Origin of the sequence: Leifsonia sp. PS1209 (assembly GCF_012317045.1) — a bacterium.
Classification (GTDB): Bacteria; Actinomycetota; Actinomycetes; order Actinomycetales; family Microbacteriaceae; genus Leifsonia.
The window spans coordinates 4,058,292-4,083,944 of record NZ_CP051154.1; the positions used below are offsets into that span (position 1 = coordinate 4,058,292).

The window sequence follows — 25,653 nt, forward strand, 5'->3', positions numbered from 1 at the left end:
TGGGGGGCCTGTCTAATTCGGCTGATCGTGGATGCGCGCCGGCGAGCGGCACCCCCACACACTAATCCTTATTGATAATGATTGTCAAAACCATCATCAGTCGAGCAGCAGCGCGGGCTCCTCGATGATCGAGGCCACATCCGCCAGGAACCGGGATGCGACGTCGCCGTCCACCACGCGGTGGTCGAACGACGCGCCCAGCGTTGTGACGAACCGCGGCCGCACCTCGCCGTCGACGACCCACGGCTTCTGCTTGATCGTGCCGAGGGCGACGATGCCGACCTCGCCCGGGTTCAGGATGGGCGTGCCGGTGTCCATCCCGAACACGCCGATGTTGGTGATCGTGATGGTGCCGCCGGACATCTCGGCCGGGGTGGTCTTGCCGTCGCGGGCGGTGAGGGTGAGCTGTTCGAGCGCCGTGGCGAGCTCGAGCAGGGACATCTCCTGCGCCTCTTTGATGTTCGGCACGATGAGGCCGCGCGGGGTCGCCGCCGCGATGCCGAGGTTCACGTAGTGGCGCACGATGATCTCCTCGTCGGTCCACGACGAGTTCACGGTGGGGTTGCGGCGCACGGCCCAGATGATCGCCTTCGCCATGATGAGCAGCGGGGAGACCTTCACGCCGATGAAGTCGGGCGAGTTCTTGAGGCGCTTGACGAACTCCATCGTGCGGGTCGCATCCACGTCGACGAACAGGCTGACGTGCGGAGCGCTGAACGCACTGGACACCATCGCGTTCGCGATCGTCTTGCGCACGCCCTTGACCGGAATGCGGTCCTCGCGGTCGTTCGGCCACTCCGGCGTCTGGATGTTGCGGAACACGCTCGCCTGGGTCGCCTCGCGCAGCACGTCCTCGCGGGTGACCTCGCCGATCGGGCCCGTGGGGGTCACCAGCGTCAGGTCGACGCCGAGGTCTTTGGCGAGCTTGCGGATGGGCGGCTTGGCGATCACCGGGATGGTCGGGGTCACGTGCACCTCGGAGCGCACGGTGAGCGACGGTGCGGCGGGGGCGGGTTGCGTCGCCGCCGTGGCCGGGGCGGCGGCCGCCTGGCTCGCTGTGGCCGCCGGCGCCGCCGCTGCAGCGGGCGCGGGCGCTGCAGCGCCGCTCGTCGCGACCGGGATCGCCGACGTGCCGGGGTGGGTGACCCTGCGGCGCCTGCTGGCGCCGTGTCCGGCCGCGCCGTAGCCGACGAGCACTGCTCCCGGCTTCTCGGCGGGCGCATCCACTTCGTGGGAGACGCTGGCCGCGGTGTCGGCGGCGGCTTCGGCCACCTCGCTTTGCGGCTCCGCCGCCTGCGGTTCGCCGGCGTCGGCCGAGCCTGCTCCGGCGTCGCTCGAAACGGTGATGATGGGCGTGCCCACATCCACTGTCTGTCCTTCGGACACCAGCAACTCGCCGACGACGCCCTCGAACGGCGACGGCAGCTCGACGAGCGACTTGGCCGTCTCGATCTCGACGATCACCTGGTTGACCGCCACCGGGTCGCCGGGCGCGACCTTCCAGGCGACGATCTCGGCCTCGGTCAGACCCTCGCCGACATCGGGAAGAAGGAACTTCGATTCGCTCATGTGCGACTTCTTTCGGTAAGCGGGATCAGGTGACGACGCGGGCGCGCTGCGGCGACCGGATCAGTACGCGAGCGCCCTGTCGACGGCTTCGAGGATGCGGTCGGCGTCGGGGAGGTAGATGTCCTCGAGCTTCGCGGGAGGGAACGGGGTGTCGAATCCGGCCACCCGCAGCACGGGGGACTCGAGGGAGTAGAACGCCTTCTCGGTGACGGTCGCGGCGATCTCCGAGCCGACGCTGACGTTGCCGGGCGCCTCCTGGGCGACCACGAGCCTGCCGGTCTTCCGCACGGACTCCACGATCGGCGTGTAGTCGATCGGCGAGAGCGAGCGCACGTCGATGACCTCGATGCTGCGGCCCTCCTCGGCGGCGAGCTCTGCAGCGCGCAACGCGACACTGACCATCCCGGCCCACGCCACGACGGTGGCGTCCGTGCCGGTGCGGACGACGCGGCTGGCGTGCAGCGGCGTCTCGTTCTCGGCCAGGTCGACCTCGCCCTTGGGCCAGTAGCGGCTCATCGGCTCGAAGAAGAGCACGGGGTCGTTCGACTGGATGGCCTCCTGGATCATCCAGTACGCGTCGTGCGGGGTCGACGGTGCGACGATGCGCAGACCTGCCGTGTGCGCGAAGTACGCCTCGGGGGCTTCCTGGTGGTGCTCGACAGCGCCGATGTGACCGCCGTGCGGCACCCGGATGACGATCGGCATGCTGATCTTGCCGTCGTGCCGGTTGGTGAGCTTGGCCAGCTGGGTGGTGATCTGGTCGAAGCCGGGGAAGATGAAGCCGTTGAACTGGATCTCCAGCACGGGACGGTACCCGCGCATCGCGAGACCGATGGCCGTTCCGACGATGCCCGCTTCGGCGAGAGGGGTGTCGATGACGCGCTGCGGACCGAACTCCTTCTGCAGACCCTCCGTCACGCGGAAGACACCGCCGAGCGGGCCGACGTCCTCACCCAGGATGAGCACGCGGTCGTCGTCGGCGAGCGCCTTCCTCAGTCCGGCGTTGAGCGCCTTGACCATCGGCAGCGACTGGATGCGCGGCTCCGGCTCGGCGGGCGCGGCAGGCTGAGCGGGCTCTGCTGCTTCGGCGGGCTCGGACGACTCCGACGACTCTGCGGCCTCGGCCTGCTCGCCATCCTCGGCGCGCGCATCCTGAGCCGTCTCCGTGCCCGTGGGGGTGGGAGCCGCGTCCTCGATTGTGAACTCGCGCGACCACTCCTGCTCGGCGACGTGCTCTTCGAGCACGATGGAGCCCGGCTCGCTCTCGATGATCTCAACCACGTCGATGGCCTGGGTGTCCTCGCCGACCGGTGCGTCGGAGTGCTCCGGCGTCTCCACCAGTTCAGCCTCGACGATCTCGCCCTCCGTCTCGGGCGCTTCGCTTCTCACGTCGCTCATGCGTCACCTCCGAACGATGCTTCGTAATCGGTGAGCCACTGCTTCTGCTCGTCCATCAGCGGGTGCGGCTCACTGTAGACGTTGTCGAACATCGACGCGATGGGCGGCACCTCCAGTTCGAGGGTGCGCCTGCGGACGTCGGCGGCCAGGTCGGCCCCCTCCTCGTCCGCACTGTCGAAGAACGCCTGACCGACGCCCTGCTGTTCGAGGAACGTCCTGAACCGCACGATCGGATCGCGCTCGCCCCAGTACGCCGTCTCTTCGTCCGTGCGGTACTTGCTCGGGTCGTCGCTGGAGGTGTGGGCGCCCATCCGGTACGTGAGGGCTTCGATCATGCTCGGGCCTTCGCCGTTGCGGGCGTCGTCGAGGTGCTTTGCGGTGACCGCGTACGAGGCGAGCACGTCGTTTCCGTCGATCTGAACGCCGGGGATGCCGAATCCGCTGGATCGCAGGTAGAGCGGCGATCGCGACTGGGTGGTGACGGGCACCGAGATGGCCCACTGGTTGTTCTGCAGGAAGAAGACCTGCGGGGTCTGGTAGCTGGCGGCGAAGACGAACGCCTCGCTCACGTCGCCCTGGCTGGTGGCGCCGTCGCCGAAGTAGACGATGGCGGCCTCGTCGGTCTCCGGGTTGCCCGTGCCGACCTTGCCGTCGAACTTGATGCCCATCGCGTATCCGGTGGCGTGCAGCGTGTGCGAGCCGATCACCAGCGTGTAGAGGTGGAAGTTCTGCACAGCGGGGTCCGTCGGGTCCCAGCCGCCGTGCGTCGTGCCGCGGAGGAGCCCCATGATGCCGACGGGGTCGATGCCGCGGATCATGCCGACGACGTGCTCGCGGTAGGAGGGGAAGAGGTGGTCCTGCGGGCGGGCGGCATGGGCCGAGCCCACCTGCGCACCCTCCTGGCCCATGCTCGGCACCCAGAGTCCGAGCTGGCCCTGGCGCTGCAGGTTCGCGGCTTCGTGGTCGAAGGCGCGGACCTTGACCATGTCGCGGTACAGCCGCCGGTAGTCGTCCTCGTCCAGTCGTTCGAGGTAGGGCAGGTATTCCGCTGCGAGTTCGCTGGGCTGGAAACGGCCGTCTGCTGTCAGCAGCTGGACCGTGTTCGCCGGGCGCGGGGTATCGTTCGTGGCAACCACCTGTCTAACCTAACCGCTTGGCGGGGTGCCCATTTGGTAGGTTCCGCACAATATCTGCGGCCACCTCAAGGAGTTTGTCCACAGACTCCTGCTCCCCGACACTGATCCGGATGCCCTCGGGCACGAACGCGCGGACCGTCAGTCCCGCGTCGAAGAACGCGTCGTTCGCCTCGGCGGTCTGGTCGCCGGTGGCGAGCCAGACGAAGTTGCCCTGCGCCTCCGGCACCGCCCAGCCCTGCGCGATCAGCGCATCCCGCAGCTGGTCGCGGCGCATCGCGATGCGGGCGACGCGCTCCATCAGCTCGTCCTCCGCCTCGATCGAGGCGAGCGCGGCGATGCGCGCGGCGTCGGTGACGGACAGCGGGATCGCCGCAGAGCGGGCGGCGTCGAGCACGTGCGCCGGACCGACCGCGTATCCGATCCGCAGCGCGGCCAGACCGTAGGCCTTGGAGAAGGTGCGCAGCACCACGAGGTTGGGATATCGGCCGAGAAGGGGGATGCCGTCGACGGCGTCGTCGTCGGTGACGAACTCGTAGTACGCCTCGTCGAGGAGCACCAGCAGGTCGGAGGGCACGGCGGCCATGAAGCGCTCGAAGTCCGCCGCCGTGACGATCGTGCCCGTCGGGTTGTTCGGGGTGCAGACGATGACGGCCCGGGTGCGGTCGGTGATGGCCGCCGCCAGGGCATCCAGGTCGTGACTGCCGTCCGCGCGATTCGGGACCTGCACGCTGGTCGCGCCGGCGACCGTCACGAGCCCGGGGTACGCCTCGAACGAGCGCCACGAATAGACGACCTCGTCGCCGACGCCCGCCGCGGCGGAGATGAACTGCGAGAGCAGGGAGACGGAGCCGTTTCCGAGGTGCACCTGCTCGACGTCGACGCCGTGCCGGTCGGCGAGACGCTGCCGAAGGTCGCCGCCGCCCGCGTTCGGGTAGCGGTTGAGGTCGCTGAGGACGCGGGTGACCGCATCCACCACCGACGGAAGGGGAGGGAACGGGTTCTCGTTGCTGGACAGCTTGAAGCCGTCGGCCGGGGCCGGCCTTCCCTGCTTGTATGCGGGGACAGCCACGATCTCGGGGCGCAGCCTCACGCCACGGGTGTGTTCGGTACTCACGCCCCTAACTTACCCGCGGCCGCATACTGCCGCGGGAATTCTCGCTCCACCCCTCGCTTCCTGGATGCGCCACCTGGGATCATGGACGCATGAGATTCCTCGTCAAGCTCATCATCAACGCTCTCGCACTCTGGTTCACGACCCTCATCGTGTCCGGCGTCACCGTCCGCCCATACGCAGAGGGCACGCTGCCGACGATCCTCACCTATCTGCTGATCGCGCTGATCTTCGGTGTGGTCAACGCGATCGTCGGCACGGCCATCCGGGTCGTCGCGTTCCCGATCTACATCCTGACGCTCGGGCTCATCTCGTTCATCGTGAACGGGCTGCTCCTGCTGCTCGTGGCGTGGATCAGCGGACTGATGGGCTTCGGGCTCTACATCGCGGGCTTCTGGTGGGGTGTGCTCGGCGCCCTGGTGCTCGCGCTCATCGCCTGGCTCATGGGCCTGATCCTGCGCCCGCTCACGCGACGCTGACAGCGTGGATGCGGGAGAATAGGTCAGACCCCACCACGCAAGGAGACCCATGACCGCGCTGCCTCCCCAGCCGCTGAGCCCACTCGACGGCCGTTACCGCTCGGCGGTGCTCGGCCTCGGCGACCACCTCTCGGAGGCCGGCCTCAACCGGGCCCGCGTCCAGGTCGAGGTCGAATGGCTCATCTACCTGACGAGCCACCGGATGTTCGGGTCCACCCCGCTCACGGAGGAGCAGGTGCGCTCGCTGCGCGCGCTCGTCGACGACTTCGGCCAGCCGGAGATCGACAGGCTCGCGGAGCTCGAAGCCACCACCAAGCACGACGTGAAGGCAGTGGAGTACCTGGTGCGCGAGCGCCTGCACGCTCTCGGGCTCGACAGCATCGCCGAGCTGACCCACTTCGCGGCCACCAGCGAGGACATCAACAACCTCTCCTATGCGCTCACGGTGAGCGCGGCCGTGAACGAGGTGTGGCTGCCCAAGCTGCGCGCCGTGATCGGCGAGCTGCGCGCACAGGCGTTCGAGTACCGCGACGACGCCATGCTGGCGCGTACGCACGGTCAGCCGGCGACGCCGACGACGATGGGCAAAGAGCTCGCCGTCTTCGTCTACCGCCTCGAGCGCATCGCGAAGCAGATCGACCACAACGAATACCTCGGCAAGTTCAGCGGCGCGACCGGCACCTTCGCCGCGCACCTCGTTGCGGATGCGGACGCCGACTGGCCGCGCATCTCGGAGGAGTTCGTCACCAGTCTCGGGCTCGACTGGAACCCGCTGACCACGCAGATCGAGTCGCACGACTGGCAGGCGGAGCTGTACGCGAAGATCTCGCACGCCAACCGGGTGCTGCACAACCTGGCGACGGACATCTGGACGTACATCTCGCTCGGCTACTTCCGGCAGACGCCGGAGCCCGGCGCGACCGGCTCGTCGACGATGCCGCACAAGGTCAACCCGATCCGGTTCGAGAACGCGGAGGCCAACCTCGAACTGAGCTCGGCCGTGCTCGACTCGCTCGCTGCGACACTGGTGACCAGCCGCCTGCAGCGCGACCTCACCGACTCCACCACGCAGCGCAACATCGGCGTGGGCCTCGGGCACTCCCTGCTGGCCCTGGACAACATCCAGCGCGGCCTCGGTCAGATCGCCCTCGACCGCGACCTGCTTGCGGCCGACCTCGACGCCAACTGGGAGGTGCTCGCAGAGGCGATCCAGACGGTCATCCGCGCCGAGGTCACGGCGGGGCGGTCGCAGATCACCGACCCGTACGCGATGCTCAAGGAACTCACCCGCGGCAAGCGCGTCGACCACCAGGGCCTCACCGACTTCGTCAACACCCTCGACATCGGCCAGGCCGCCAAGAACCGTCTGCTCGCGCTCACGCCGCACACGTACACGGGCCTCGCCTCGGCTCTCGTCGACCGGCTCTGACCCCACAGACAATCGAGTCCGAAGTTACTCACGGTCATGCTCGGCGTGTCGCGTGAAGAGCTTCGGACTCGATTGTTTTGGGGCTAGTGCGCGGAGGGCTTGGGGGACTCGGGAGAGTCGGGGGACTCGCCGTTCTGCTCCTGGAGGTCGTGGACCTCGGCGGCGTTCGGCTTGAAGGCGAGCGCGAAGAGGGCCATCAGGACGAGCGCGACGATGAACGCGATGCCGAAGCTCACGCCGGCGAGCAGGAACTCGCGGGTCGCGATCAGCACGATCAGGCCGACGAAGACGGCGAGCGCCGCCGAGATGCCGAGCAGTTCCGCCGGCAGGAACCGGTCTTTGCGGGTGGGCTGGAGTTTCGAGTCGGAGGTCACGCTCTGGTCTTTCTTGTCACGCTTGGTCACGATCCGTTCCCCGCGTTCTGCTCGGCGGCGACGGCACGGGATGCGCTCCTCAGCGACACGGCGCCGATCCCCTGGAAGACGCCCACGATCACGGCCCACGCCCCGAACAGACCGATCGAGAGCAGCGCATCCACCGGGATGAGCAGGAAGGCGACGGCGAGCACGGCGGTCAGCGCGCCGGTGATGAGCCAGTCGCGGGCGGCCGCATCCCTGCCCCGGTTGCGGATGCCGTTGTAGAGCTCGAGGAAGCCGGTGAGCGCCGCCCACACGGTCACGAGATAGAGGTAGAGGCCGAGGCCGCTGGTCATCAGCGTGAGGGCGAGAACACCGGCGATGACGCCGATGGCGCCCTGCACGATGAAGAGGGTGCGCGTGTTGCCGCGGAGGCCGCTGGTGGCGGTGAGGACCGCTGTGGCGAGTCCGTCGAGGATGGCGAACACCCCGAAGACGATCAGCCCGAACTCGGCGGTGTGCGCATCCCTGGTGAAGGTGATGACGGCGGTCGCCGCGAGCGCGACGACGGCACGGACAGCGGGGACCACCCAGTACCGGTTGGACTTCGGGGCAGGAACAGCGGGTGCCACTCGGCGACCTCTCTCGTACGGGTTTCCCCGCTAGTTTAGTCGCGGTGCGCCTGCGCGTTTGCCGCGTGCGCGCGCGGGCGCTCGGTATGCTCGGGCTGTCTCCTGTCCGAGCACCACCCGACCACGAAGGGCTCCGGATGCGGATCGGTTTCGGAATCGTCCGAGCGGCGATGTGCCTGCTCACCATCGTGGCGATCGTCGCCCAGTTCGCGACGAGTGTGAACTTCATCTCGGGCAAGGGCGGCAACATCGCCGGCTACGTTGTGAACTTCTTCAGCTTCTTCACGATCGACTCGAACATCGGCTACGTCGTGGTGCTGGGCATCGGCGCCGTCTTCCTCTTCACCCGCACCGGCGACGACCCCGGCTGGTTCACCGGGCTGCGGGCGGCGGTGACGACGTACATGGTCACGACCGGCGTGGTCTACAACCTGCTGCTGCGCAACATTCCGCTGCCGCAGGGCCAGACGGTGGAGTGGTCGAACGAGGTGCTGCACGTCGTCGGCCCCGTCTACCTGCTGATCGACTGGCTGTTCGCGCCGGGACGTGCCGCGCTGCGCAACTCGGTCCTGTGGTGGATCGTCGGGTTCCCGATCGTCTGGGCGGTCTACACGCTCATCCGGGCGCCGTTCGGAGCGGACCCGGTGACGGGAAAGCAGCCGTGGTACCCGTACCCGTTCCTCAACCCGCACACCTCGCCGAACGGATACCTGTCTGTCTCGTTCTACGTGCTGCTGATCGCCGCGGTGATCCTGTGCGTCGGGTTCGGGGTGGTGTGGGTGTCGCGGCGGTGGGCGCGGGATGCGCCAACCCGTGGAGGTGTGGCCAGGCCCTCCTAGGCCCGCGCCATCCTGTCCACGCTGTTCGACCAGAAGACCACCCCGGCGACCGCCGTCAGGGCGAGCAGGAACGCGCCGGTCGGCGTGATCGTGTCCGCGATCCTGTGCTGCGCGCAGAGCGCGGAGGCGACCCCCGCGGCGAGCCCGCTGACGGAAACGACGGCGAACGAGTACGAGATGACCCTGGCGGCCCCGTCGAGCAGCATCCCGCGCACGATCAGCGCGATGGCGGCGATCAGCCAGGTGGCCCCGAGCGGGAACGAGATCAGCAGCGCGAGCTCGTCCCGCAGCAGCAGCCCGGGCACCAGGTAGAGCAGCGCGGCGGAGGCGAGCATGGCGAGCCCCAGCCCGACGAACCCGAGGAGCCGGACGCGCTCGGACCGGAACGCCTGGATGGTGCCGACCACAGACGGCCAGGTGAGTGCGAACGAGAACGCCACGACGGCCAGCGCGACCGCGCCGGCGCCCTGGACGAGCGGAAGCAGGTTGACGTTCATACCGATATTCAACGCCGATGGGGATGCGTTCGCATCATTCCGGAGAATGACTCTTTCGCCGCTGCGATAGCACCCGGTCAGGCGGCGAAGTAGTGCCGTTCGGTGGCAGGGCCGTCGCAGTAGCGGAGGGCATCCGCCAACAGCTCGCGATCCCTGCCCGTGAGCCGCTGCGACTGCTGCCGCCGGAACTCGCCCCACGACGGCACGACGAACGCCTCCAGCATCCTGTTCTCGTCCTCCCCGCTGCGGTAGAGCCTCCACCGCGATGCACCTGTCCGGCGGCGCGAGTCCTCGACGTGCTCCATCGCCGCGCGGAACTCCGACGTCTCACCGGCCCGTACCGGGTACGTGACCTCGATGAGCACCGGCCCGTCCGTCGGATCCGGCTCGAACACCAGCATCGGCGTCGCCCAGGTGAGCGAGATGGTGCGGTCGATCTCTCCGGTCCCCGGCAGGAGCGGCAGCAGCCGCACGCTCGCGGCCACGAGTAGGAGCAGCAGCGCGGCGAGGGCGAGCGCGTTCGTGGTGCCGAACAGCTGCGCGATCAGTCCCCAGAGGAACGAGCCGATCGCCATCGTGCCCATGAAGACCAGGATGTAGACGGCGGCGCCGCGCGAGCGCACCCACTGCGGCAGGGTCAGCTGCAGGGCGGCGTTCAGCACCGTGAGGGTCCCGATCCAGGCGAGCCCGGCGAGCACGAGAAGGAGGAGCGTCGGGATGTACGGCAGGTAGGCGGCCGCGACAGTCCCGACGGCGAACAGCACGGCACTGACCGCCACAACCACGTTGTCCGAGAACCGTTTGCGCACCACGGGCAGGGCGAAGATCCCGAGCACAGCGCCCACCCCGAGCGCGCCGAGGAGCAGGCCGTAGCCGCTGGAGTCGAGTTCGAGTCGTTTCGCCGTGACGGGCAGGAGCGCCCACAGAGCACTGGCCGGCGCCGCGAACAGGGCCGACCGCAACAGGATGCGCCGCACCAGGTGGGCGGACGCGACGTACCGCACACCCGCCCGCAGCGCGGGGCCGAACCGCTCCCTGTCGTCGAGTCCGTCCTGCGGCGGCCGCTTCCACCAGACCAGCGCTGCGGCGGCGGCGATGAAACTCAGCGCGTTGATGCCGAACACCACGGGCGCGCCCGTCAGCGACAGGATCGCTCCGGCGAGCGCCGGCCCGACCGCCCTCGCCCCGTTCACCGTCACGCCGCCGAGGGCCGACGACGCCCCGATCTGCTCGCGCGGGACGAGTTCGGGCTGGATGGCCTGCCAGGCGGGCGAGGTGAGTGTGGAAGTGACGCCCAGCAGGAACGTGAAGGCCAGCAGGCTGAGCGGGGTCAGATCGTTCAGCAGCGCGACCACGGTGAGGGCGGCCGCGATGACGACGCTCGCGACCATCCCCCAGATCAGCAGTTTGCGCCGGTCGAGCGAGTCGGCCAGCACTCCCGCGGGCAGCGAGAACAGCATCGCGGGGGCGAGGCTCGCGGTCTGCACGAGGGCGATCACGGTCGCGCCGGCCGCCGCATCCACCAGGAACCACTGGGCGCCGACGGTCTGCATCCAGGTGCCGATGTTGCTGCCGAGCTGCGCGAACCACAGCACGCGGAAGGCCGGGATGGCCATCGGCGCCCACGCGGACACGATGGAGGGGGCGGCAGCGGTCTTCGACATGCTTGCATTATGCGGCGAGCGCGTTACGGCCGTGTGTCCGGAGCATCCCGGACAGTGCCCGCTCAGGCCACAGGGTCGAGCGGGTTGTTGCGTGACACGATCAGCGGGTCGACCGGCGTCGGCGGGAACTGCGGCAGCTGCCGCTCCGGCACCCCGAAGGAGGCCGCCAGCACCTCCCGCGAGAACGCGGACGCTGTGGCCCGGTAACCGACATCGCCGGGCGTCGGCTGGTCGAAGAAGATCAGGAAGTGGATGCCCTCCTCGCCGAGCGCCTCGATGTGGTGCGGGTACGCGCGCGGGATGAAGTACGCGTGCCCCGGTTCCAGCTCGTACGTGTCCAGGCTGCCGTCCGGGTCGAGCACGGTCATCCGCGCGTGGCCGCTCTGCACGTAACCGAGTTCGGCGGTTACCGGGTGCCAGTGCGGTTCGCGCATCCCGGTGCTCGCGACGTTCAGCGAGTACATCGACAGGTCGTCGAGGGCGGCCCAGAACTGCTTGCGACCCAGCCTCGCCGAGCCGTAGTTGTACGACAGCGGCGGGTTCTGCGCTTCGATGTCGAACAGGTGCGCGTTGGGCAGCCCCGCCGAGTCCGGGATGCGCGCCGCGCCTTCGCGCCGCACGATCTGCGCAGCGTCCTGCCGCCCGAACACCTCGAACGCGGAGGCGGGAAGGTCGTAGGTGTTGCCGAGCACCGCATCCGACATGGCGTTGAAGCTGTTCTGCAGTGAGAAGTGCGCCGGCCGGTCGGAGCGCAGCGAGGCGATGATCTCGGCGGTCCCCTCCCCGACATTCTCGATGTGATAGACCGCGCCGGAGGCGACGTGGTACATCTGCCCCGGCTTCACGACGAAGGTGGAGAACTCGTCACCGTCCCCCAGCATCGACACGAGCACCGTGCCGGCCACCACGTATGCGATCTGGTTGGCATTGACGTTCCACTGCGGCTCCCGGATCGCACCCGGCTCGAGCACGATGCGCTTGAGCGACAGGCCGCTCAGGATGGGGAAGTCCTCCGCGGTCAGCTCGGAGATGCTGCCGAGCTCGGTGCGGTAGGTGTCGCCGGCCCCGATGAGGGATGCGACGTGGCGGGATTCGGTGGCCATGCTGGGTCTCCTTCTCGTCTCGGAACACGGAAGGCAGCCCGCGGCCGGGGAGGCCGGAGCGCATCCGGGTCACGGTCGCGAGGCTACCGACGCGGGACGGGGCGGGGCAAGGAGTTTGCGCTGGTGGGGTGGCCCGCCTACACCGGCGCCATATCCGTGAACCGGGAGAAGTGGCCCTGGAAGGCCACCGTCACGGTGCGGGTGGGGCCGTTTCGGTGCTTGGCGACGATGAGGTCGGCCTCTCCGGCGCGGGGGTTGTCCTTCTCGTAGGCGGATTCGCGGTGGAGGAGGATGACCATGTCGGCGTCCTGCTCGATCGAGCCGGACTCGCGGAGGTCGCTCAGGGCGGGGAGCTTGTCTGCTCGCTGCTCCGGGCCACGGTTCAGCTGGGAGAGGGCGATCACGGGCACCTGGAGCTCTTTGGCGAGCAGCTTGAGGGCTCGGGAGAACTCGCTGACCTCCTGCTGGCGGCTTTCGACGCGCTTGCCGCTCGTCATCAGCTGCAGGTAGTCGATGATGACCATCTTGAGGCCGACGCGCTGCTTGAGGCGGCGGCACTTGGCCCGGATCTCGACGAGGGTCATGTTGGGGCTGTCGTCGATGTAGAGGGGGGCGTCGTTGATGCGGCCGCGAGTGGATGCGAGGGTCGTCCAGTCGCGGCTCTCCACCATTCCCTTACGCATGCTCTGCAGCGGGATGGACGCCTCGGCGGAGAGGAGACGCATCGCGATCTCGCTCCTGCCCATTTCGAGGGAGAAGAAGATGGTGGCCATGTCGTGCTTGATGGCGGCGGCCCTGGCGAAGTCGAGGGCGAGCGTCGACTTTCCGAGGGCGGGTCGGGCGGCGACGATGATCATCTGGCCGGGATGGAGGCCGTTGGTGAGTTCGTCCAGCTCGGCGAAGCCGGTCGGAACGCCCGTCATCGAGCCGTCCTTGTGCTTCGCGGCCTCGATCTCGTCGATGGCGACGGTGACGGCGTCGGAGAGGGGGACGTAGTCCTCGGTCTCCTGCGAACCGGTGACGGAGTAGATCTCGGCCTGCGCGTTGTTGACGAGGTCGAGGACTTCACCCTCGGCCTTGTAGCCCATCTGCGTGATGCGGGTGCCGGCCTCGACCAGGCGGCGCAGCAGAGCCTTCTCGGCAACGATGTTCGCGTAGTACCCGGCGTTCGCCGCCGTCGGCACCAGGCTGGTGAGCGTGTGCAGGTATTCGGCGCCGCCCGCGCGGGAAAGCTCGCCGACCTTGGTGAGTTCGTCGGTGACGGTGATGACGTCGGTCGGCTCTCCGTGGGAGTAGAGGGAGAGGATCGCGTCGTAGATGATCTCGTGCTTGGGGATGTAGAAGTCAGGGCCACGGACGACTTCGACGACGTCGGCGACCGCATCCTTGCTGAGCAGCATTCCGCCGAGGGCGCTCTGCTCGGCCAGGAGGTCGTGCGGCGGTGTCCGTTCCGAGGTGCGCGCTTCGCCCGGTTCGCGTTGGTCTGCGAGACCCAGGTGGGCGATCGACACGTTTTCTCCTCTTTCGTTCCGTCACGTCTGTCCGGGCAGGGTGACCGGCGCGAGCGTTTCACGGCGCGCATCCCGAGCAGCCTGAATACCAGTGAAACTCGCTCACGCCACACTGCGTGGCACGGCTCGCTGACTATCAGGATCTTGCGGGTGACCACCGACATCGCCGGTTCCCTGCGACCGGCTTCCGCCGACCTCGCTCCACCCTATGGAGCACATCCACAGGCCACAACTCGCCCTGTGGATAACGTTGGGGAGAATCTGCGCGAAACGCCGCGCTGCTTGTGCACAACCTGTGTGGAAAGGTGTGGACTAAAAATGAATCTCCCGAGTTATTTTACTCTTGACCGGGGGTTTTTCTTTCCACACCCTGTGTGTAGAAAACAGTTTCATTCTTGTGGTGAAACCCGCATGCGGGGCGGTCCGACCTGTGTACAAAGCTGCGGATATTGCCCGTTAACGGGTGTAGCGGCGGGCCTCAGCCCGCCGCTACAATCACTGCTTATCGTGCCTACTTGGCAGCGACCACCTGAAGGGTGATCACGGCGGACAGGTCGTCGTGAAGACGAACCGTGGCCTCGTGGTCACCGACGACCTTGATGGGCGACGTGATCTCGATCTTGCGCTTGTCCAGCTCGCCGATCCCGGCAGCCTTGACGGCGTCCGCGATGTCGGAGGTCTTGACCGAACCGAAGAGACGACCCTCGCGGCCCGCCTTCACGGTGAGCTTGACCTTGGTGGCCTGAAGCTTCGCCTTGAGGTCCTGCGCCTGCTCGATGGTGTGGAGCTCACGAGCGGTGCGAGCCGCCTTGATCTGCTCCACCTGCTTCTCACCACCGCGGGTCCACGCGATAGCGAAGCCCTGCGGGATGAGGTAGTTGCGTGCATAGCCGTTCTTGACGTCGACGACGTCTCCGGCCGAGCCGAGGCCGGTGACCTCGTGCGTCAGAATGAGTTTCGACATATCCGTATCTCCTAACGGCCCGAGCCGGCGTAGGGGAGGAGTGCCATCTCGCGTGCGTTCTTGACGGCACGTGCGATCAGGCGCTGCTCCTGCACGGAGACACCGGTGATGCGGCGGGCGCGGATCTTTCCACGCTCCGAGATGAACTTCCGCAGGGTCGCGACGTCCTTGTAGTCAATGACGCCGACGCGAATCGACTTCGCCGGAGCGGCGTTCTTGCCGTCCTTGCCCTTGCGGATCGGCTTGCGGCGGTCGCCGCTCGACTTTCCAGCCATGATTTCCTTTGCTTTCCGCCCTCATCGAAGCCCGATGGGGCTGGTGAATGTTGGTGACCCTTAGAAGGGAGTCTCGTCGCTGTAGTTGCCCGGCGTGTTCCAGACGTCTGCTCCCGAAGAGGAGGAGGCGTCTGCAGGCGCCGATGCTGCCCACGGCTCTTCGACGGCGCCGCCACCGGAGGAGAACCCTCCGGGGCCACGGCCAGACGACTGCGCGCGCGTGATCGAAGCGGTGGCGTAGCGCAGCGACGGGCCGATCTCATCGATCTCGAGCTCGATCGAGGTGCGCTTCTCACCTTCCTTCGTCTCGTAGGAACGCTGCTTCAGACGGCCCTGCGCAATGACGCGCGAGCCCTTCGTCAGCGATCCGGCGACGTGCTCGGCGAATTCACGCCAGACGCTCGCGCGCAGGAAGAGAGCCTCACCGTCCTTCCACTCGTTCGCCTGACGGTCGAACGTGCGGGGTGTGGATGCGATGGTGAAGTTGGCAACCGCGAGCCCGTTCTGCGTGTAACGCAGCTCCGGGTCGCTGGTGAGGTTGCCCACCACGGTGATGACGGTCTCGCCGGCCATGGGACTAGGCGCCAGCCTTGTCGGCGGCGGCTGCCTTGGCGGGAGCGGCAGCCTTGCGGGCGGCCTTCTCGTCGGCGAGCTTCGTTGCGGCGGCGACCTGAGCGATCGCCTCTTCCGCACGGAGGACCTTGGTGCGCATGACGGCCTCGCTCAGCTTCAGCTGGCGGTCGAGCTCCTTGGTGGTCTCACCGTTCGAGGTCAGCTGAACGACGGCGTAGATGCCCTCGGTCTTCTTGTTGATCTCGTAGGCGAGGCGGCGGCGGCCCCAGATGTCGACGTTGTCGACGGATCCACCTGCGTCGCGGACGACGTTGAGGAACTTGTCAAGGCTGGGAGCTACGGTGCGCTCGTCGATCTCTGGATCGAGGATGACCATCAACTCGTACTGATGCATGACTAACCCACCTCCTTTGGACTTGGCGGCTACAGACGGTCTGTAGCAGGAGGGTTCTACATCTGTCGTGCGGGCATACGTCTGCCCAGACAACCTGTCCAGCGTAACGGATGCGGGCGTGTCGCGCCAGTCGGCGGTGGCCAGGGGAACGGCGGCGGGGGCTTCGAGGAGTGCGTTGGTCATGCATCCACCCTCGCGGGGAGGGGCGCATCCGGGAACAGGCGGTCAGTGATCGGTGGATAACCCGGCGGGCGCGCGTCCCTGTGGAGAACCCGGCGTCAGTGCTGCGCGTCCCACCACTCCAGCAGCCGCCTGGTCGCCTCCTCCTCGCCGAGCGGGCCGTCGTCCAGCCGCAGCTCCAGCAGGAACTTCATCGCCTGACCCACCTCCCTGCTCGGCTTGAGGCCCAGGATGCGCATGACCTGCTCCCCGTCGAGGTCGGGACGCACCGCATCCAGTTCCTCCCGCTCCTTGAGCTCGGCGATCCGCGCTTCCAGATCGTCGTAGGCGAAACCGAGCCTGTCGGCCTTGCGGCGGTTGCGGGTGGTGACGTCGGCACGTGTGAGCATGTGCAGGCGTTCGAGCTCGGGCCCCGCATCCCGGATGTACCTGCGCACGGCGGAGTCCGTCCAGTGCGCGTCCGCATACCCGAAGAACCGCAGGTGCAGCTCGATCAGGCGGGAGACGGAGTCGATGGTCGCCTTGTCGAATCGCAGCGCGGTGAGCCGCTTCTTCGCGAGCTTCGCGCCGACCACGTCGTGGTGGTAGAAGCTGACGACGCCGCCGGGCTCCAGCCTGCGCGTCGCCGGCTTTCCGATGTCGTGGAGGATCGCCGCCAACCGCAGCACGAGGTCGGGCGCCTCGCCGGGGTGCCGCTCCTTCTCGTAGCCGATCGCCTGGTCGAGCACCGTGAGGCTGTGCTGGTAGACGTCTTTGTGGTGGTGGTGCTCGTCGATCTCCAGCCGCAGCGCCGGGATCTCCGGGATGACCTGGGCGGCGAGGCCGGTGGCGACCAGCAGCTCGATGCCCGGCCGAGGGTCGTCCGTGCAGAGCAGCTTGCTGAGCTCGTCCCGCACCCGTTCGGCGCTCACGATCTCGATGCGCCCGGCGAGCTCCGCCATCGCATCCTTCGTCTCGTCGTCGACGGTGAAGCCGAGCTGCGACGTGAACCGGGCGGCGCGCATCATGCGCAGCGGGTCGTCGCCGAACGAGACGGCGGGGGTGCTCGGCGTCGTGAGCGTGCGGCTCAGCAGGTGCTCGACACCACCGGACGGGTCGACCAGCTTCACCTCCGGGATGCGCAGGGCGAGCGCGTTCACGGTGAAGTCGCGGCGGAGGAGGTCGCCTTCGAGCGTGTCGCCGAACTCCACATCCGGCTTCCTCGTCTCGCCGTCGTAGCTGTCTGTGCGGTATGTGGTGATTTCGACCGTGTCGTCACCGAACCGCGCGCCGATCGTGCCGAACTGTCGGCCGATGTCCCAGACGGCGTCGGCGAGCGGGGACACGACACGCAGGATGTCGTCCGGCCGCGCGTCGGTCGTGAAGTCGAGGTCGTGCACCGGCCGGTCGAGCAGAGCATCCCGGACAGGACCCCCGACCAGCGCCAGCTCGTAGCCCGCTCCGGAGAACGCGGAGGCCAGCGTTGCGACGGTCGCCGAACGGGCGAGGTCGCCGAGGCGGGCGAGGGAATCGGCGACGCTGTGCATGGTGCCTCAGTTTAATAGGGGCGCTCCACCGGGCGCGCTCGTCGGCGTCTCACAGCGGGCGGCCTCTAGAATCGTCGACATGGAGGCCGAGTCGGGATCGTGCATCGACGCATGAGCGCACCCCGATTCACCCTTCGGCAGGGGGTGAGGAGCCTCGCCGCGCTCGTCTGCGCCGCGCTGGCCGTCGCTGTCGTGCCGGCGGCGGCATCCGGTGCCACCGCCTCCGGAGCGGGGTCTGCGGCGTCAGTCAGCGCCGCATCCACCGTCTCCGCGTCCACCCTCACCGCCGTCACCACCGACGACATCTCCGCCTCCCTCTCCGCGGACAACGGCGGCGTGCTCACACCGACGCAAGACCTCACGGTCTCCGTCACGGTCACCAACCCCACCGATAGCGCGTACCCGGCCGGCTCCGTCTCGCTCTGGCTCGACCCGTCCCCGCAGAAGTCGCGTGCCTCCCTCAACTCCTGGCTCGCCTCCACGACGGCCGTGTCGAACAGGGTCACCATCGGCGAGGGCACCGTCACCGTTCTCGAGCCGGGCACCAGCACGGTCGTCCGGATCACGGTCCCGGCCGCCGCCGTCCCGTTCGGCACCAACCCCTCCGGCGCGGTCTACGGCATCGGTGCCACCGCCAGCGTCGGCGGCAAGACAGTGGATGCGCGGGGCAGCGTCGTCTGGAACCCCGGTGTCGCAAGCACCCGCTCCTCGGTCGGCGTCGTCATGCCGATCGTCAGCCCGTCGACCTCCGACGGACTCATCTCGGCGGCCGACCTCGCGACGTACACGTCCCCGAACGGCGTCCTCACCCGCGACCTCGACGGACTGATCGGCCACAGCACGGTCACGGTCGGCATCGACCCGATGATCGTCGCCTCCGTGCGCGCCCTCGGGAACGCGGCGCCCGCGAGCGCGACCGACTGGCTGAACCGCCTCGCCGGGCTGCCCAACGACACCTTCTCCCTCGGGTTCGGCGACGCCGACGTGACCGGTCAGGTGCAGGCGGGCATCGCGGCTCCGCTGGCGCCCACCTCGCTCGCGTACGCGCTCGATCCGAAGAACTTCACGCCGTCGCCCACGCCGGTCGGCGAGCCGTCCACCGCGACGCCCACGCCGCCCGCAGAGACGCCGTCGCCGACGCCCACCTCCGGAACCGACGTCACCCTGCCGACCCTCGACGAGCTGGTGGCCTGGAAATACTCGCTGACCGGCATCGGCTGGCCGGGAGACAACACGGTGCGCACGGCGGACCTCGCGCCGCTGGCCGCCGCCGGCCTGCGCACCGTGATCGCCTCCGGGTCCAACACCAACCAGAGCACGCTCGAGAGCACCCCCAACGCGACGCTTCCCTTCGACGGCGGCAAGCTCGTGATCTCCGACGAGGCGCTCTCCACCGCGATCCGGCAAGCGGCCTCCGCCCCCAGCGACGTCGCCTGGAACACGGCCATGTCCAAGGTCAACGCGCAGCTCGAACTGATCAGCGCGGAGGGCACCCAGAGCAAGCAGCTACTCATCTCCTTCGACCGTTCCTGGCCGTCCAGCGGCACCCAGCTGCGCCGCACCCTCGAGACCCTGTTCTCCTCCCCGTGGACGACGCCGGCCACCTTCCCGTCGACGGCGTCCGCGGCCGCGAGCTCCGGCCTCGCGCTCAGCGACGCCCCGGAGTCGCAGACCCGCATCGACGCCTTCAAGGCGCTGGTGCAGGACGAGCATTCGCTCGACGCCTTCGCGACGGTGCTCGACAAGCCGGAGACGATGACGGGACGCACCAGGGCCGAGCTGCTGACCCTGTTCGCCGTGTCGTGGCAGAACCCCCGCACCGACTGGTCTGCAGCGGTCGCCGCCTCCCGGAAGGGCACGGTCGACACCCTCCACTCGATCAAGATCCTGCCGACCGAGAACGTCAACCTGGTGAGCGCCCAGGGATCTATCCCGTTCACGGTCAGCAACGAGCTGAAGGACGAGGCGGCGAACCTCGTGCTGACGGCCGCGCCGTCCAACAGCCGGCTGGAGATCGACCAGAACGCGACCAAGCGCATCCCGCAGGACTCCCGCGCGACCATGCTGGTTCCGGTGAAGGCGAAGCTCGGCAACGGGCAGGTGGTGCTGTCGCTGCGGCTCTACAGCCCCGCCGGCGTGCCGATCGGCGACCCGAGCGCTGTGACAGTGGATGTGCACGCCGACTGGGAGGGCATCGGCGCGCTGATCTTCGGCATCCTGCTGGTGCTGCTGTTCGGCTTCGGCATCGTGCGCAACATCCTGCGCCGCCGCGACCAGCGGAGGAAGCGGCTGGCGGGGGAGAGCGGCGGAGGTGAGGGCGAGGCCGAGGTAGCCGACCCCGCCGACGCGGCCGAGCCCACCGACGCGACCGAGCCCACGCACGCGGCCGACACCACCGACGAGGCCGAGCCCACCACCCCGCCCGAGGGGGACGCCCGTGGCTAGCATCGGCCGCGCGAGCGCCGTGCTCGCTTCCGGCACGCTCGTCTCCCGGCTGCTCGGCTTCGCGAAGGCGTGGCTGCTGCTGCAGGCGATCGGCGCCGTGGCGTTCGCCTCCAACGCGTACGCCACCGCCACCATCGTCCCGAACAGCATCTACGCGATCATCGCCCAGGGCATCCTGAACGCCATCCTGGTGCCGCAGATCGTGCGCGCCTCCGTCAACGCGGACGGCGGCAAGGCGTACATCAACAAGCTGGTCACGCTCGGAATCGTCGTGTTCGCGGCCGTCGCGCTCGTCGCGACGCTGCTCTCGCCCGTGCTGATCACGCTGTTCGGTCTGCGCGGCGCGAAGGCCGACCTCGCGACGGCGTTCGCGTACTGGTCGCTCCCTCAGATCTTCTTCCTCGGCCTCTACACCCTGCTCGGCGAAGTGCTCAACGCGCGCAAGTCGTTCGGGCCGTTCACCTGGGCGCCCGTCGTCAACAACGTCATCGCGATCGGGATGCTCATCGCCTTCATCGCGATGTTCGGCGCAGACCCCGCCGGGACGCGCAGCCACGAATGGTCGGGCGGGATGGTCGCCCTGCTGGCGGGTGGCGCGACGCTCGGGGTCGCCGTGCAGGCGTTTCTGCTCTTCTTCTTCTGGCGGCGCATCGGCCTCCGCTTCCGCTTCGACTTCGGCTGGCGCGGCGTCAATCTCGGCCACGCAGGCAAGGCGGCGGGCTGGACACTTGCCATGCTGATCGCCACCCAGGTCGCCGGGCTGGTCGAGACCAACGTCGCCAACTCCGCCGGAACGGGCAACGCGGGAACGTTCGTGATGAACAACGCCTGGCTGATCTTCATGCTGCCGCATGGCATCATCGCCGTCTCGATCGTGACCAGCTTCTACACCAGGATGGCCGAGCACGCGCACCTCAGGGACACCGCGGGCTTCCGCGACGACTTCTCGTCGGCCACCCGCTCGATCATGCTGCTGATCACGTTCTCCTCCGCTGCGCTGATCGTCGTCGCGTTCCCCGTCGCGCGCGTGTTCACCGTCGACTACCAGGCGATGGGCTGGGTGCTGATCGCGTATCTCGTCGGTCTCGTGCCGTTCTCGCTCGTCTTCATGGCCCAGCGCGCCTTCTACTCCCTGGGCAATACACGCACGCCGTTCTTCTTCACGCTCGCCCAGGTGATCCTGATCGTGGTGGGCGTGCTCGTGTGCTTCGCCGTCCCCGCGCCAGCGAGGGCCGCATCCGTCGCCCTCGTCGTCTCGATCGCGAGCGTCGCGCAGGCCGCTCTCGCGTTCGCCCTTCTGCGCCGCCAGACCGGGGGAGTGGATGGGCGGCGCATTCTGAGCGGTCTGTGGCGGTTCGCGGTGGCCGCGCTGGCCGCGATGATCGCCGGCGGCGGCTTCCTGGTGATCATGGGCGGGGTGGACGAAGGTGCGTTCCCGGTGAGCGGGATCATCGGCGCCGTGGTGTCGTCCGCGGTGGTCGGTGTGGTCATGCTCGTGGTGTATTTGGGCATCCTGACACTGCTGCGTTCGCGCGATCTGCAGGCCGGTCTGGCACCGGTTCTGAACCGGTTGGGCGTCCGCTCCGAACTCACACGTGAAACGGAATAGCATCCGCCTAGGATGTGTTCTACACCTCAGCGGTCCGGTTCCGGGCCGTTACAGATAGTGCAAGGAGCTCCCGCCGTGCGGCAGATCATCATCATCGGTTCCGGCCCCGCCGGTTACACCGCAGCGATTTACGCTGCGCGTGCCAACCTCCGGCCGCTGCTGATCGCTTCCTCCGTCGAAGCAGGCGGAGAACTCATGAACACGACCGAGGTGGAGAACTTCCCCGGTTTCCCCGAGGGGATCATGGGTCCTGACCTCATGTTCAAGATGCAGGCGCAGGCCGAGAGGTTCGGCACGGAGGTCGTCCTCGACGACGTCGTGTCCGTCGACCTCACCGGCGACGTGAAGAGCGTCACCCTGGGCTCCGGTGCCAAGCACGAAGCCCTCTCGGTGATCTTCGCCACCGGTTCCGCCTACCGCAAGCTCGGTCTCCACGACGAGGAGCGCCTGTCCGGACACGGTGTGTCCTGGTGCGCCACCTGCGACGGGTTCTTCTTCCGTGAGCGCACGATCGCTGTCGTCGGCGGAGGCGACTCGGCGATGGAGGAGGCCAACTTCCTCACCCGCTTCGCGGACAAGGTCTACGTGATCCACCGCAAGGAGGAGCTGCGCGCATCCAAGATCATGCAGGAGCGCGCTTTCGCGAACGAGAAGATCGAGTTCGTGTGGAACTCCGAGGTCGTCGCCATCAACGGCGAAGAGACCGTGGAGAGCGTCACCCTGCGGGATGTGAACAGCGGCGCCGAGAGCCAGCTCGCCCTCAACGGCCTGTTCATCGCGATCGGCAACGACCCGCGCGTCCACCTGGTGCACGGTCAGCTCGACCTCACGCCGGAGGGCACCATCGCGGTCGCCGGTCGTTCGTCCAAGACCAAGGTCGCCGGTGTGTTCGCCGCCGGTGATGTGATCGACCCGACGTATCGTCAGGCCATCACGGCAGCCGCATCCGGAACGGTCGCGGCTCTCGACGCGGAGCACTACCTCACGACCCTCCCCAAAGACCTGCTGGACCAGACCGTCGAGGTCGAGTCCAGCGATCTCGAACTCACAACCACCGCATAAGGAGATATAAGAATGTCTGCAGCACGTTCGGTCACGGACGCCTCTTTCGAGAGCGATGTCCTCAACAGCGAGAAGACGATCCTCGTCGACTTCTGGGCAGAGTGGTGCGGCCCGTGTCGCGCCGTCGGCCCGATCCTCGACCAGATCGCCGCTGAGCACTCCGACAAGATCGAGATCGTGAAGCTCAACGTGGACGAGAACCCGCAGACCGCTGCGAAGTACCAGATCACCTCCATCCCCGCGATGAAGGTGTACCAGGGTGGCGAGGTCGTCAAGACCGTCATCGGCGCCAAGCCGAAGCCTGCCCTCGAAGCCGACCTGGCCGCCTACCTCGCGTAGCCGACCAGTTCTTCACAGACCCGTCCGGCGAATACGCCGGGCGGGTCTTTTTTTGTATCACCGCGCATCCCTCGATTTCGGGCACGGCGCACCACACAAATAGCATTGGCAAACGGCGTAAGAAACGGAAGACAAGTGACTGAACAGGGCAGCCCGCTTTCACGCGGCAACAATCTGGACCCGTGGTACAACCACTACGCGCAGCGCACGAGCGGCCTGGCCGCCAGTGAGGTCCGAGCCCTGTTCGCCGTCGCCAGCAGGCCAGAGGTGGTCTCCCTGGCCGGCGGCATGCCGTACGTCGCGGCCCTCCCGGAGGATCTGGTCGTCGGCGCGATGGACCGGGTGATGCGCGAGCAGGGCCCTGTGGCGCTGCAGTACGGCTCTGGCCAGGGCGTTCCTGCCCTGCGTGAGCAGATCCTGGATGTGATGGCGCTGGAGGGCATCAAGGCCAGCGCGGACGACGTGGTCGTGACGACCGGCTCGCAGCACGCGCTCGAGCTGTTCAGCAAGCTCTTCATCGACCCGGGGGATGTGGTGCTCGCCGAGGGGCCGAGCTACGTCACCGCGCTGGTGATCTTCCGCTCGTACCAGGCCGAGGTCGACCACGTGCCGATGGATGAGCACGGTCTGATCCCCGAGGCCCTCCGCGAGCACATCGCCCGGCTGAAGACCGCCGGCCGCAAGGTGAAGTTCTTGTATACGGTGCCGACGTTCCACAATCCGGCCGGTGTGACCCTCAGCTGGGAGCGCCGCCTGGAGATTCTGGAGATCTGCAAGGCCAACGACATCCTCGTGCTCGAAGACAACCCGTACGGTCTGCTCTATTTCGGTGAGCGGCCGCCGGAGGCGATGCGTTCCGTCGAGCAGGACGGTGTTGTCTATCTGGGCACGTTCTCCAAGACGCTCGCCCCCGGGTTCCGGGTCGGGTGGGCGCTGGCGCCGCACGCGATCCGCGAGAAGCTGATCCTCGCCAACGAGGCGGCCGTGCTGAGCCCCAGCTCGTTCAGCCAGCTGGTCATCTCCGAGTATCTGCGCGACGCCGACTGGAAGGGCCAGATCGACACCTTCCGCGGCGTGTACCGGGAGCGCAAGGAGACGATGATCGCCGCGCTCGAGGAGTATCTGCCCGAGCTGAGCTGGACGAACCCCAACGGCGGGTTCTACGTCTGGCTGACACTCCCGCCGCACCTCGACTCGAAGGCGATGCTTCCGCGAGCGGTCACCGAACTGGTCGCGTACACGCCGGGGACCGCGTTCTTCGCGGACGGTTCAGGCGCCCAGAACATCCGGTTGTCGTTCTGCTATCCGACGCCCGAGAGCATCCGGGTGGGTGTTCGCCGGCTGGCGAACGTCCTCAACGGCGAGCAGGACCTGCTGGACACGTTCGCCGGCACCGGCCCGCTGTTCTCCGCGCGCCGCGAACGCAACAGTCCCAACCCACCCACCGACCTGCGCTGAGCAGCCTCCAGTGTCCTGCCCGCTCGATCCCATCCCGCAGCAGGCCACCGCGCACTCATCACCCGACAGAGTTTGAAGAAAAGAGCTGATCATGGCAGAAAACGCCGCTCTCAACATCGTCGTGCTTGCCGGTGGCATCTCGCACGAGCGCGACATCTCCCTCCGCAGCGGCCGCCGCGTCGCGGACGCGCTGAACTCGCTGGGTCACCGGGTGACGTTCCGCGACCCGGATGCGTCCCTGCTCGGCTTCCTCGCCGAGAACCGACCGGATGTGGTCTGGCCGGCCCTGCACGGCGCGAGCGGTGAGGACGGCGCTCTGCGTGCCCTGCTGGAGCAGACGGGCATCCCGTTCGTCGGCTCCCGCACGGACGCCTCCCGGCTGGCCTGGTCGAAGCCGACAGCGAAGACCATCGTGGAACGCGCCGGAGTGGCGACGCCCCCGTCGGTGGCCCTCCCGAAGGAGACCTTCCGTGAGCTGGGCGCCAACAGCGTCCTGGCGACGGTGCTCGACGGTCTCGGCACGCCGCTCGTCGTGAAGCCGGCGCAGGGTGGCTCCGCGCAGGGCGTGACGATCGTGGAGCAGGCCGACGAGCTGCCGCGCGCGATGGTCGACGCGTACACCTACGCCGACGTCGCGCTGATCGAGCGCAAGGTGACGGGCGTTGAGGTGTCGGTGGCGGTCATCGACACGGGGGACGGGCCGGAAGCGCTGCCCGCCGTGGAGATCGAGCCGGTGTCCGGTGCGTACACGTTCGACGCGCGGTACAACGCGGGGGAGACGCGGTTCTACGTGCCGGCGCGGCTGGACGACGAGGCCGCCGCTGCGGTGGCGTCGGCTGCGACGACGGCGCACGTCGCGCTCGGCCTCCGCCACCTGTCCCGCATCGACCTCATCGTGGACGAAGCCGGGGTGCCGTGGTTCCTGGAGGCGAACGTGCTCCCGGGTCTGACGGAGACGTCGATCATGCCGCAGGCAATCGCGGCGTCGGGGCGCGACCTCGGGGATGTGTACGCGGCGCTGGCGCTAGCGGCTATCGCGGAGGCGTGACGGGGTCGCGGCGGGTGGCGGCTCCGATCGACCGCTAGTCGGGCCGCGGGGTCAAC

The 25,653-nt window shown here is 68.1% G+C and carries 24 protein-coding genes; 9 read left to right on the forward strand and 15 right to left on the reverse strand.

From position 1 onward, the window contains the following. Window positions 1-96: 96 nt before the first annotated feature. From HF024_RS19475 to HF024_RS19490, 4 genes are all read right to left on the reverse strand, one after another. Complete coding sequence (locus tag HF024_RS19475) at window positions 97-1,569, reverse strand: dihydrolipoamide acetyltransferase family protein (RefSeq protein ID WP_085367419.1); 1,473 nt, start codon at window positions 1,567-1,569, stop codon at window positions 97-99. Between the two features lie 60 nt (window positions 1,570-1,629). Next, a complete protein-coding gene (locus HF024_RS19480) occupies window positions 1,630-2,589 on the reverse strand; it encodes an alpha-ketoacid dehydrogenase subunit beta (protein WP_085367651.1) in 960 nt (319 codons plus the stop codon). Between the two features lie 374 nt (window positions 2,590-2,963). Further along, window positions 2,964-4,103, reverse strand: coding sequence for a pyruvate dehydrogenase (acetyl-transferring) E1 component subunit alpha (gene pdhA, locus HF024_RS19485; RefSeq protein WP_085367420.1), 1,140 nt, complete (start codon window positions 4,101-4,103; stop codon window positions 2,964-2,966). 4 nt (window positions 4,104-4,107) lie between these two features. Next, complete coding sequence (locus HF024_RS19490; protein WP_247597217.1) at window positions 4,108-5,217, reverse strand: pyridoxal phosphate-dependent aminotransferase; 1,110 nt, start codon at window positions 5,215-5,217, stop codon at window positions 4,108-4,110. Window positions 5,218-5,306: 89 nt separating this feature from the next. Between HF024_RS19490 and HF024_RS19495 the strand changes: the two genes are divergently transcribed. Both HF024_RS19495 and purB read left to right on the forward strand, forming a co-directional pair. Next, complete coding sequence (locus tag HF024_RS19495) at window positions 5,307-5,693, forward strand: phage holin family protein (protein ID WP_085367422.1); 387 nt, start codon at window positions 5,307-5,309, stop codon at window positions 5,691-5,693. A gap of 49 nt (window positions 5,694-5,742) precedes the next feature. After that, entirely contained in the window at window positions 5,743-7,122 is a 1,380-nt protein-coding gene (purB, locus tag HF024_RS19500) for an adenylosuccinate lyase (protein ID WP_085367423.1), read from the forward strand. 83 nt (window positions 7,123-7,205) lie between these two features. On the opposite strand, the gene HF024_RS19505 is transcribed toward purB, so the two are convergent. Both HF024_RS19505 and HF024_RS19510 read right to left on the reverse strand, forming a co-directional pair. Continuing rightward, on the reverse strand, window positions 7,206-7,526 hold the full coding sequence (locus HF024_RS19505; RefSeq protein WP_085367424.1) for a hypothetical protein: 321 nt from the start codon (window positions 7,524-7,526) through the stop codon (window positions 7,206-7,208). Next, on the reverse strand, window positions 7,523-8,110 hold the full coding sequence (locus HF024_RS19510) for a DUF308 domain-containing protein (protein ID WP_085367425.1): 588 nt from the start codon (window positions 8,108-8,110) through the stop codon (window positions 7,523-7,525). The genes HF024_RS19505 and HF024_RS19510 overlap by 4 nt, the downstream gene beginning before the upstream one ends. A 137-nt stretch (window positions 8,111-8,247) precedes the next feature. Here HF024_RS19510 and HF024_RS19515 point away from each other — a divergent pair, with 137 nt between their 5' ends. Further along, a complete protein-coding gene (locus HF024_RS19515; protein WP_085367426.1) occupies window positions 8,248-8,949 on the forward strand; it encodes a Pr6Pr family membrane protein in 702 nt (233 codons plus the stop codon). Here HF024_RS19515 and HF024_RS19520 read toward each other — a convergent pair. The 9 genes from HF024_RS19520 to HF024_RS19560 form a co-directional block, all read right to left on the reverse strand. Then, window positions 8,946-9,446, reverse strand: a complete 501-nt coding sequence (locus tag HF024_RS19520) for a hypothetical protein (protein WP_168690688.1) — start codon at window positions 9,444-9,446, stop codon at window positions 8,946-8,948. The two genes, HF024_RS19515 and HF024_RS19520, sit on opposite strands and share 4 nt — an antisense overlap. Window positions 9,447-9,523: 77 nt before the next feature. Then, entirely contained in the window at window positions 9,524-11,110 is a 1,587-nt protein-coding gene (locus tag HF024_RS19525) for an MFS transporter (RefSeq protein WP_168690689.1), read from the reverse strand. A gap of 62 nt (window positions 11,111-11,172) precedes the next feature. Then, a complete protein-coding gene (locus HF024_RS19530; RefSeq protein WP_168690690.1) occupies window positions 11,173-12,213 on the reverse strand; it encodes a cupin domain-containing protein in 1,041 nt (346 codons plus the stop codon). Between the two features lie 137 nt (window positions 12,214-12,350). Next, window positions 12,351-13,724, reverse strand: coding sequence for a replicative DNA helicase (gene dnaB / locus HF024_RS19535; protein WP_085367431.1), 1,374 nt, complete (start codon window positions 13,722-13,724; stop codon window positions 12,351-12,353). Between the two features lie 511 nt (window positions 13,725-14,235). Further along, a complete protein-coding gene (gene rplI / locus HF024_RS19540) occupies window positions 14,236-14,688 on the reverse strand; it encodes a 50S ribosomal protein L9 (RefSeq protein ID WP_085367432.1) in 453 nt (150 codons plus the stop codon). 11 nt (window positions 14,689-14,699) lie between these two features. Continuing rightward, entirely contained in the window at window positions 14,700-14,963 is a 264-nt protein-coding gene (gene rpsR / locus HF024_RS19545) for a 30S ribosomal protein S18 (protein ID WP_055897232.1), read from the reverse strand. Between the two features lie 60 nt (window positions 14,964-15,023). Continuing rightward, window positions 15,024-15,536: a single-stranded DNA-binding protein gene (locus HF024_RS19550; protein ID WP_085367433.1), complete on the reverse strand. Its 513-nt coding sequence runs from the start codon at window positions 15,534-15,536 to the stop codon at window positions 15,024-15,026. A gap of 4 nt (window positions 15,537-15,540) precedes the next feature. Further along, on the reverse strand, window positions 15,541-15,930 hold the full coding sequence (gene rpsF, locus HF024_RS19555) for a 30S ribosomal protein S6 (RefSeq protein ID WP_085367434.1): 390 nt from the start codon (window positions 15,928-15,930) through the stop codon (window positions 15,541-15,543). 278 nt (window positions 15,931-16,208) lie between these two features. After that, window positions 16,209-17,636 (reverse strand): CCA tRNA nucleotidyltransferase, encoded by a 1,428-nt coding sequence (locus tag HF024_RS19560; protein ID WP_168690691.1) that lies wholly within the window; start codon window positions 17,634-17,636, stop codon window positions 16,209-16,211. Between the two features lie 111 nt (window positions 17,637-17,747). Between HF024_RS19560 and HF024_RS19565 the strand changes: the two genes are divergently transcribed. The 6 genes from HF024_RS19565 to HF024_RS19590 all read left to right on the forward strand — a co-directional run bounded on the left by HF024_RS19565 (window position 17,748) and on the right by HF024_RS19590 (window position 25,597). After that, window positions 17,748-20,081 carry a DUF6049 family protein gene (locus tag HF024_RS19565; RefSeq protein WP_168690692.1) on the forward strand — a complete coding sequence of 778 codons (2,334 nt, stop codon included), beginning with the start codon at window positions 17,748-17,750 and terminating at the stop codon, window positions 20,079-20,081. Further along, the gene (locus tag HF024_RS19570) at window positions 20,074-21,690 is read left to right on the forward strand and encodes a lipid II flippase MurJ (RefSeq protein ID WP_085367436.1); all 1,617 of its coding nucleotides are present in this window, start codon (window positions 20,074-20,076) and stop codon (window positions 21,688-21,690) included. Before HF024_RS19565 ends, HF024_RS19570 begins: the two co-directional genes overlap by 8 nt. A gap of 75 nt (window positions 21,691-21,765) precedes the next feature. Then, the gene (gene trxB / locus HF024_RS19575) at window positions 21,766-22,752 is read left to right on the forward strand and encodes a thioredoxin-disulfide reductase (RefSeq protein ID WP_085367437.1); all 987 of its coding nucleotides are present in this window, start codon (window positions 21,766-21,768) and stop codon (window positions 22,750-22,752) included. Between the two features lie 12 nt (window positions 22,753-22,764). Beyond that, window positions 22,765-23,091, forward strand: coding sequence for a thioredoxin (gene trxA / locus HF024_RS19580; RefSeq protein WP_055897216.1), 327 nt, complete (start codon window positions 22,765-22,767; stop codon window positions 23,089-23,091). 135 nt (window positions 23,092-23,226) lie between these two features. Then, on the forward strand, window positions 23,227-24,549 hold the full coding sequence (locus HF024_RS19585) for a PLP-dependent aminotransferase family protein (RefSeq protein ID WP_168690693.1): 1,323 nt from the start codon (window positions 23,227-23,229) through the stop codon (window positions 24,547-24,549). 91 nt (window positions 24,550-24,640) lie between these two features. Beyond that, window positions 24,641-25,597, forward strand: a complete 957-nt coding sequence (locus HF024_RS19590; protein WP_168690694.1) for a D-alanine--D-alanine ligase — start codon at window positions 24,641-24,643, stop codon at window positions 25,595-25,597. Window positions 25,598-25,653 lie beyond the last annotated feature (56 nt).